We start from the raw sequence: 7,891 nt of genomic DNA, 5'->3' as shown, positions 1-7,891 counted from the left end.
GGCCCAGTCGGCCCGAAGCTGCGATTTTGGCCAGGTTGAAGAACGAACACTGAACGCTTGATTGATTCTACCAGGACCGTTGCTGACCACCGACCTCGTAGATATCGGCTTCCATGGAGCAATTGTAGCTCTCTGCGATGTTGAACATCTCGGAGAGGAGGCTTTGGATTTCCTCATCAAGGGAAATGCCATCCGGATCGGGGTCATAGGCGACGGTCAGTTTGTAATCACAATTGCCGTTTTTTACCATGGCGTAGTCGCGTTCCAGCATCGCCTCAATCCGCTCCCGAGCGGGTTTTCTACCTCTTCCACGCTTGTTGAAGTTCTCGATAATCAGATGCAGGGCGATGCTGGCAGTGGGCGGCTTTTCCGGCAGTTTGGTCTGTGACGGAATAATGTCGAGCGCCCGATAGACGGTCATTCGTGAGACCTTCAGGTCGCGGGCAACGCGGGCCTTGCTGGCGCCGGCGGCAAGGCGACGGCGGATTTCATCGTCATCGACGTTCTTCTTCCGGCCTTTGTAAACGCCTTCGGCGCGCGCCGCTTCGATCCCGGCGCGCTGACGATCCTTGATGAACTTCAGCTCCATATCGGCGACCATGCCGAGTATGGTGATGACCATTCGCCCCATGTCGCCCGCCGTCGTCACCTCTGGCTCAAGGATGCGCAGCGAAGCTCCCTTTTCATCAAGCTCATGCACCAGGTTCAGGACATCGCGCGTGGAGCGGCCGAGCCGGTCGAGCCGCAGCACGACCAGCTCGTCGCCGGTGTGCATAAACTGCATGATCGTTTCCAGTTCCGTGCGCCCGCTCCGCGAGGCCCCCGATCCGGTCTCGGAACGGATAATTTCGCAACCTGCATTCTTGAGGCGGCCAATCTGGATATCCAGATCCTGGTCCGTGGTGCTGACGCGGGCATATCCGATACGAGCCAAGTGCAAAATCCGTCACATTAGGGTGGCTCTTGCAGTGTATCGTCACATTGAGCGCAAACCCACCCTTTTGTGACAGACGAATGGTGTCACTCGGCCCTATCACTCTGGGGTGTACCCAAATGTTATAGGCCGATCAGCCGCCTCACGCTGCAAGCCGTCCAAAATCAATCCGGTCGTTCAGGTCGAGGTCGAAGCGGCCATAAGGGTTCACATGACTGTAGATCAACGGCGTGAGACCACGATAATCTTCCGGCGTCATCCGCCCCGCCCACTTCGGCTCAACCAGTACGGTCTGAAGCATGCGGGTGTTCACATACACCAGCGACGCTTGCAGGAGGTGTAGCGCCAGAACGGAGATTTCCTGCTCATGGATGCGGTTGGTGGCGATCTCGCCGCCCTTGCCGAAGAACACGAAACCATTAGCGCCGTTCCAGTTCTCAACCACATTCAGCCCTTCGTGGATCTCGCGGCGGAATGCCTCCTGACGCAAATACCGGCATAGGAAGATTGTTTTGACCGCGCGGCCGAGTTCACTCAGCGCCTTGTAGGTCGGGTGCATCACTTCGGCTCTGGCAAACCGGAGCAGGATCGCTTCCGGATCGGCGGTGCGCGATTGCATGGCAGCGGCATATTTGACCATTTCGTCATATTGTTGCTCGATCTCGTCCCAGTCGATCGGGCTGGAGAGGATCGGCAGTAAATTGGAAAGCCGCGTGCGCATGCCGGCTTGGGGAAGGGCCAGTTTCGTAAGCGTGGCCTGCGGACCGCGGTTCAGGGTAAGTGCGGTTTGTAGGCCACATTCTGTCATTTTGGCAGAGAGTGTCTGAGTTTGAAAAATTTACGATGTCGCTCGATCGTTTCTATTCCTTTCGCTATTATGCGGTTGGATTAGGGAGAACATGAGTGACTAATGACGAGCTGAAGGTATTGGTCATCGAGGCCGGGGCGATTTTTGACCAGATCGATGATCTCCCGCTGAATGATGATGGAACCCGCGAATTGCCTCCTGGAATGCTGGATCGTGCCAGAGAAATTGCAGCTATAGCATTCAGTTTGCGGTCACCGACATGATCCTTGGCCGGAGTGGCGTAAGAATCTAGCTTTGGCATCTCCACTAGGCAGCTTGAGCAACGTCTTGGTCGGTCAAGCGCCAGTTCCATGGCATGAGTTCATCCCATTTGGCTGCGGGCCAGTTGCCAGCGATCCTGCCCATGACATCGGCGATATAGGCCTGCGGTTCGAGGCCATTGAGCTTTGCAGTCTCGATGATGGAGTAGATGGCGGCGGCCCGATCACCGCCTGCTTTTGAGCCTGCGAACAACCAGTTTTTGCGGCCAAGGGCCACGCAGCGCATGGCGCGCTCGGCTATGTTATTGTCAATCTCCAGTCGGCCATCGTCGAGGAAGCGCGTCAGCGCGATCCAGCGCTTGCGGCCATAAGCGATCGCCTTGGCCATCTCCGACTTGGGCGCAAGACGGCGCAGGGCATCGTCGAGCGCCTGGCGGAGATCGTCGATCAATGGCTTGGTGCGGTCCTGCCGGCTTCGTCGTCGGATATCGGGCTGATGGCCGCGAACCTCTGCTTCGATCTCATAGAGCTGACCGATACGTTCCAGCAGATCAGTGGTGAGCGGCGTCGGCTTGGTCGCATGAATGTCGAATATCTTGCGCCGGAAATGTGCCCAGCAGGCGACTTCGGTGACGCGGTTGGTGTTGTAGAGCTTGTCATAGCCAGCATAGCCATCGGCCTGCAGATAGCCGGTGAAACTGGCCAGCTGGCGTCGGGGATGCGCGCCGGTGCGGTCGGTGGTGAACTCATACCAGACCAGTGGCGGCGAGGTCGCACCAGAGGCGCGATCATCGACGGCGTAGGCCCAGAGCCTGCCAGTCGCTGTCTTGCCACGTCCTGGATCGAGCATAGGCACCGGCGTATCGTCGGTGTGGATCTTTGAGGCGGTCAGGCCGACCTCGCGGATACGATTGATGATTGGATCGAGCAGCACGGATGCTTGGCCGACCCAGCCTGCCAGCGTCGAGCGGTCGATCTCGATGCCCTGCGCGGCCATGATCTCGGCTTGGCGGTAAAGTGGCAGATGATGGTCGAACTTGGAGACGACGACATGGGCCAGGGTGCCGAAGGTCGCCTTGCCCCGCGCTATCGCCTTTACCGGCGCGGGCGCCTGCACGATCTTCTCGCAGGACCGGCAGCTATACTTGGGGCGGATGGTCCGAATGACGCGCCACTGCACGGGCACGGCATCGAGCATCTCGTCGCTATCCTGCCCCAGCGGCCGCAGCGCGCCGCCGCAGTCGGGACAGGTGCAGTTACCCTGATCGGGCTCGATCCGCTGTTCCTCGCGCGGCAGATGGGCGGGCAGCGCCCGAACCGGTGATGGCCGAATGACGGCTACCGGATCGCCTCGACGCACGGCGGCGACGATGGCCTCGCCTTCGAGTTCTTCAAGGGCCAGCTCAAGCTGGGCAATCTGGGTATCGAGCTTCTCGGACGACTTGCCGAACTGCATCCGCTTGAGGCGTGCAATCTGCACGCGCAGCGTATCAATCAGGATGTCGCGGGCGGAAATATCGGCATGGGCGGCGGCCAATGCGGCTTCGAGCTCGGCGATCCGAGCATCTTTATCAGGAGTGAAAAGGCCTGCGTCCGACACCGCGATTATATAGCAGATTGGTGGTGGCAATGCTAATAGAAGTGCCAGAAAATGGGCGTTTTACCCCGCCAATGAAGGGGTGAAAGTGCGTTCAGGTCGCCGCCAGTCGATGCCTTCCAATAGCATCGAAAGCTGGGCCGCGGTCATGATCACCGACCCCGTCTTGGTCGACGGCCACACGAAGCGCCCCCGGTCCATCCGCTTGGAAAACAGGCACATGCCCTGGCCGTCATACCAGAGCAGCTTCACCAAATCGCCGCGCTTCCCCCGGAAGGCGAACAGCGCACCGGAATGTGGGCTCTGCTCCAGGATCTGCTGCGTCATCACCGCCAGGCCGTCGAAACCCTTACGCATGTCGGTCGCACCGCAGGCCAGGAAGATCCGCGTCGATGGCGGCAGCGGGATCATCGTGTCAGCGCGCCGATCACCCGCGACAGGGCCTCGGCATCGACCGTGGCGTCCACACTCACTTTGATGCCCGACGGCAGCTCGATCCCGATCACGCCGTTGCTGCGCGCCGCAACCGTTGGGGCGGGCAAGGCCGGCTGCTCGCTGATCTGCACCTGCGCAAATACAGGCTCGATCGGCTTGCACACCCCGGTCAACTCGCCTGACATCGCCTGTTGCCGCCATGTGTAGATCGAGCCGCTGCCGACGTCGTGGCGCTCACAGGCTGTCCGCACGCAACCGTCGGGGCCGAATGCATCCCGTAATACGGCCAGCTTCTGTTCCACCGTCCAGCGCCGACGGCCCGACACCCGGCTAACGACCTCGATCCGACTACTCATACGATTACTCGTATGATTAATCGCCCGTTCGCTTGCTGAATCCTCGATCTCGTCCGACACCCGCCACCTCGCTCAAAGAGCGGCAATCATCCCGGCGAATGGGCATTACGCAAGGCGGCCCTCAGGCCCCGCTTACCCAGTTTCTGGCGTGCCACTGCTTTCAGCCGCGGGGCAAGCTCAAATCCAAGGAGTCGGCAGAACGCAAAGCCGACTGCGCTCTGGCCGTGGCTATCGACGTACTGGCGCTGGATTTCCATGTCGGTGCAATGGCGTAGCACGCCTTCGATCATGGAGGCGACCTCCGAGGAAGAGCACCGCTTGAGCTGGGAATAAACGCAGGTCGCGCGCTTCTCCACATGTCAGTAGATCATGACGCCACGGCCGCCATAGCGTAAGCGCCGACGGAAGGTGGCGTTGACGCGGCCCGTCAGGCTTTCCGGCGTGTCCGTGGCGCCCATTTTTTCGCGAGCGTTTCCAGCCTTGCTTCGATCAGAGGGATATCGGGCTTGGCGTTGGGATCATGGTTGTCGCCGAGGGTCTCCAGCGCCTCTTCATGATATTCATGCTGGGGATCGCCGAGCGCTTCGAGCTTTTCGGCATAGCCCCATGGTCCGCCACTGTCCTCCGGCGGGCGCATGCCTACTGCATCGAGGATGAGCGGATATGTCAGGTGCGGGCTGGCCGCGCTGACGCGCTCGATCTTGACGCTATGCTCCCAGGCGTCGCCAAAGTCGTAGAGATATCGGAAAGTCTTGCGCCTCGTATCCGCCAGGACCTGGGCGAGAGTGGCCTTACGGGCGTCGAGCGGCCCGTCGAAGCCATATTCAGGATCAGGGATGCCGAAGCCGGTCTGCCCGAAGCTCATTTCCCACAGATGAGAGTCCGTCCACGAGAAGGCGGTCTGGATGACGGTGTGCAGACGGTCGAGGCGGATATTGAGCGGCACCTCCAGCGTTCGGCTCACGGCCGGTGTCACATCGTCCAGCGTAATCTTCATCCGCACGATAGTGCTGTTGCTCACGCAGCCTTCTCCAGATCGTTGGTCAGCTTTGATGCCTGCCATTTCCACGGCAGGAAGTCATCGATCCGATTGATCGGGTGATTGCCGATGCGCTCAATGACGTCTGTGAACCACGCCTCGGGCTCGACGCCGTTGAGCCGGCATGTACCGGCCAGAGAGTAGAAGAGCGCGGCGGCCTCTCCACCCTTCATAGAGCCGACGAACATCCAGTTTCGGCGCCCGAGCGCGACACCGCGCAGGGCGTTTTCCACCAGATTGTTGCTGATCTCGAGCTGACCATCATCGCAGTAGCGGATCATGGCCTGCCAGCGATTGAGCGGATAGCGACAAGCCCGCGCCAGATTGCTGTCGGAAGACAGGCCTCGGTTCTGGGTTTCGAGCCACACGCGCAATGCCTCCAGCTTGGGCACCGCCTTGCTCTGGCGGATGCGTCTTCGCTCATCGGGTGGCGCACCCTTGATATCGCGCTCGATGGCGAAGAGTTCGGCGATCCGCACGACCGCCTCCGCCGCGATCGGTGACGGGCTCTTTTCCAGTATGTCGGTAAATTTCCTGCGACTGTGACTCCAGCATCCTACTTCGACGATGTCCCTGGGCGCCTTGGTTTTGGGATCGCGGTAAAGCGCATTATAGCCAGCAAAACCGTCCGCCTGGAGATACCCCTGATAGCCGGCGAGATGTTCTGCCGGATGCGCTCCGCCACGATCGGCGCTGAAGCGGAAGGCTACGGCAGGCGGGCTCATGTCACCGCTTGAACGATCATCGCGCAGATACACCCAGAAGTGCCCGGTCCGGCTGCCATCGCCATTGCCCAACAACGTGACCGGCGTGTCGTCCCCGTGGATCTTGGCGGCTTCCCGGATATAGGCGAACAACCGCTCGCCCAGCGGCGCCAGCAGCCATGCCAGTTTTCGCGCCCAGCGGCTCATCACATCCCGATCAATGTGAAGCCCAACGCGGCGGAAGATTACCGACTGCCGATGCCAGGGCTGGTGATCGACAAAGCGATTGACGACGAGGTGGGCCAGCAAGGCGCTGCTCGCCATCACCTTGGGCAGCGGCAGATCGACGGCGGGCGCCTGGCGGATCTGCTCGCAGGACCGGCACACCAGCCTGGGCCGGACATGGCGGATGACGCGGAAGCGCGCCGGGACATAATCGAGGACCTCAGTGACGGCCTCGTCGATCTGGACTGACGGTCCGTTACAACCGCCACTGCATGGGCTGGGCTGATGATCGACGGTCTGACGCGGGAAGTGCGCCGGAAGCGGAACGCGGCTGCCAGGTTTGCGGGCCGATTTTGCTACCAGCGCCGCCGGCACCTCATCGTTGGCGGGTTCCGGCGCCTCGACCTCCTCGAACATCAGCCGCAGCTGGGCGATATCCATTTTCTCGGAGCTGCGGCCGAACTGGACGCGCAGCAACCGCGCGACACGATGCTCGAGCTTTTCGATCCGCAAGGTCTGGGCTTTGACCGTAGCTTCCGCGGCCCTCAGTTCGGCCCGTTCCCGCTCCATGACATCGGCCATCTCCAGCAGCATTTTCTGCAGGAGAACCGGGTCTGTGGGGAGGCGATCAAGGGCGAACCGCATGGTCTCAACCATAGCCGAAGCCCACGGCAAAACCTACATAAAATGGCGGTTTTCCTGATCTTTTTGGCTATGCGAGCCTCGGCGTGATCACCTCGTCATGGACTATCGCCTGCTTCCAGTTCAGCCCTTCGATGAGCATAGCAAGCTGGGCCGCCGACAGGCGAAGCGCGCCCTCATGAGCACGGGGCCACACGAACTTTCCACGCTCGAGACGCTTTGCATACATGCATAGCCCTGAGCCGTCCCAGACCAGAGCCTTCAACCTGTCGCCCCGCTTGCCGCGGAACAGGAAGACCGCTCCCGAGAATGGATCGAGCTGAAGGATATTGCGCACTTGCGCCGACAGCCCGTCAAAACCCTTGCGCATGTCGCACGGCGACAGCGACAGATAGATTTTCGTCGAAGGCGGGAACGCCAGGCTCAATGATCCAGCTCCCGCAGGACATCGAGCACCTGTTTCAGGACCGCCCGATCAACTTCGCCATCCACCGACACCGTCAGGCCGCACCGCCCTCGAACCTCGATCCGCCCAGCTTCCCGAGCTTTGGCCGACGGCGACGACGATGCCAGTTCGACAGGCGCGAAGCCTGCCATGGCTCCGCGGAGCAGTTGCTTGCGCCAGGTATAAAGCTGGCCTGTTCCAACGCTGTGCCGCCGAGCCACGGCCGAGACGATCGCCCCCGGCGCCGTCGTCTCCTTCAGGATCGCCAGCTTCTCCTCGTCGCTCCAGTTCCGACGCCGCTCCACCCGTACAAGCACTCCGCCATCACCGCGACCGCTCATACGAGGCTCGTTTGACTGCTCGATGTCCATGCTCATGCCTCCTTAAAGGCCGCGAGCTTTCCTATTCCGGTGCCGGCAACAAGGTCACGTTCCGTCGGCGCTTAC

Annotated in this window: 10 protein-coding genes and 2 pseudogenes; 2 read left to right on the top strand and 10 right to left on the bottom strand. The window is 60.9% G+C overall.

Features of this window, described 5'->3' with window-relative positions; translation table 11 throughout:
* Nucleotides 1–67: 67 nt before the first annotated feature.
* Both IL54_RS01800 and IL54_RS01795 read right to left on the bottom strand, forming a co-directional pair.
* Complete coding sequence (locus IL54_RS01800; protein ID WP_006953933.1) at nt 68–934, bottom strand: recombinase family protein; 867 nt, start codon at nt 932–934, stop codon at nt 68–70.
* 142 nt (nt 935–1,076) lie between these two features.
* Nucleotides 1,077–1,637 (bottom strand): annotated as a pseudogene (locus IL54_RS01795) (Tn3 family transposase); the annotation flags it as partial.
* 200 nt (nt 1,638–1,837) lie between these two features.
* Here IL54_RS01795 and IL54_RS23845 point away from each other — a divergent pair.
* The gene (locus IL54_RS23845; protein WP_156106061.1) at nt 1,838–2,005 is read left to right on the top strand and encodes a hypothetical protein; all 168 of its coding nucleotides are present in this window, start codon (nt 1,838–1,840) and stop codon (nt 2,003–2,005) included.
* 43 nt (nt 2,006–2,048) lie between these two features.
* Here the strand turns inward: IL54_RS23845 and tnpC (IL54_RS01790) are convergent, their stop codons facing one another.
* From tnpC (IL54_RS01790) to tnpC (IL54_RS22550), 6 genes and pseudogenes are all read right to left on the bottom strand, one after another.
* On the bottom strand, nt 2,049–3,602 hold the full coding sequence (tnpC, locus tag IL54_RS01790) for an IS66 family transposase (RefSeq protein ID WP_037472588.1): 1,554 nt from the start codon (nt 3,600–3,602) through the stop codon (nt 2,049–2,051).
* Between the two features lie 60 nt (nt 3,603–3,662).
* Nucleotides 3,663–4,010, bottom strand: a complete 348-nt coding sequence (gene tnpB / locus IL54_RS01785; RefSeq protein WP_037472586.1) for an IS66 family insertion sequence element accessory protein TnpB — start codon at nt 4,008–4,010, stop codon at nt 3,663–3,665.
* Entirely contained in the window at nt 4,007–4,390 is a 384-nt protein-coding gene (gene tnpA / locus IL54_RS01780; protein WP_037472585.1) for an IS66-like element accessory protein TnpA, read from the bottom strand. The genes tnpB (IL54_RS01785) and tnpA (IL54_RS01780) overlap by 4 nt, the downstream gene beginning before the upstream one ends.
* A 137-nt stretch (nt 4,391–4,527) precedes the next feature.
* A pseudogene (locus IL54_RS22555) lies at nt 4,528–4,782 on the bottom strand (Tn3 family transposase); the annotation flags it as partial.
* 35 nt (nt 4,783–4,817) lie between these two features.
* On the bottom strand, nt 4,818–5,411 hold the full coding sequence (locus IL54_RS01775; RefSeq protein ID WP_237748752.1) for a plasmid pRiA4b ORF-3 family protein: 594 nt from the start codon (nt 5,409–5,411) through the stop codon (nt 4,818–4,820).
* Nucleotides 5,408–6,835, bottom strand: a complete 1,428-nt coding sequence (gene tnpC, locus IL54_RS22550; protein WP_162182184.1) for an IS66 family transposase — start codon at nt 6,833–6,835, stop codon at nt 5,408–5,410. Before tnpC (IL54_RS22550) ends, IL54_RS01775 begins: the two co-directional genes overlap by 4 nt.
* A gap of 12 nt (nt 6,836–6,847) precedes the next feature.
* Here tnpC (IL54_RS22550) and IL54_RS24520 point away from each other — a divergent pair, with 12 nt between their 5' ends.
* Nucleotides 6,848–7,090: a hypothetical protein gene (locus IL54_RS24520; protein ID WP_162182183.1), complete on the top strand. Its 243-nt coding sequence runs from the start codon at nt 6,848–6,850 to the stop codon at nt 7,088–7,090.
* Here IL54_RS24520 and tnpB (IL54_RS01765) read toward each other — a convergent pair.
* Both tnpB (IL54_RS01765) and tnpA (IL54_RS01760) read right to left on the bottom strand, forming a co-directional pair.
* Entirely contained in the window at nt 7,071–7,427 is a 357-nt protein-coding gene (gene tnpB / locus IL54_RS01765; RefSeq protein WP_037472583.1) for an IS66 family insertion sequence element accessory protein TnpB, read from the bottom strand. The genes IL54_RS24520 and tnpB (IL54_RS01765) overlap by 20 nt on opposite strands.
* Nucleotides 7,424–7,816: an IS66-like element accessory protein TnpA gene (gene tnpA / locus IL54_RS01760; protein WP_161489738.1), complete on the bottom strand. Its 393-nt coding sequence runs from the start codon at nt 7,814–7,816 to the stop codon at nt 7,424–7,426. Before tnpA (IL54_RS01760) ends, tnpB (IL54_RS01765) begins: the two co-directional genes overlap by 4 nt.
* Between the last annotated feature and the right edge of the window lie 75 nt (nt 7,817–7,891).

It is taken from the genome of Sphingobium sp. ba1 (genome assembly GCF_000743655.1).
Taxonomy (GTDB): domain Bacteria; phylum Pseudomonadota; class Alphaproteobacteria; order Sphingomonadales; family Sphingomonadaceae; genus Sphingobium.
Note: the sequence above shows the minus strand (reverse complement) of the source record. Positions and strands in the feature narration are given on the sequence as shown.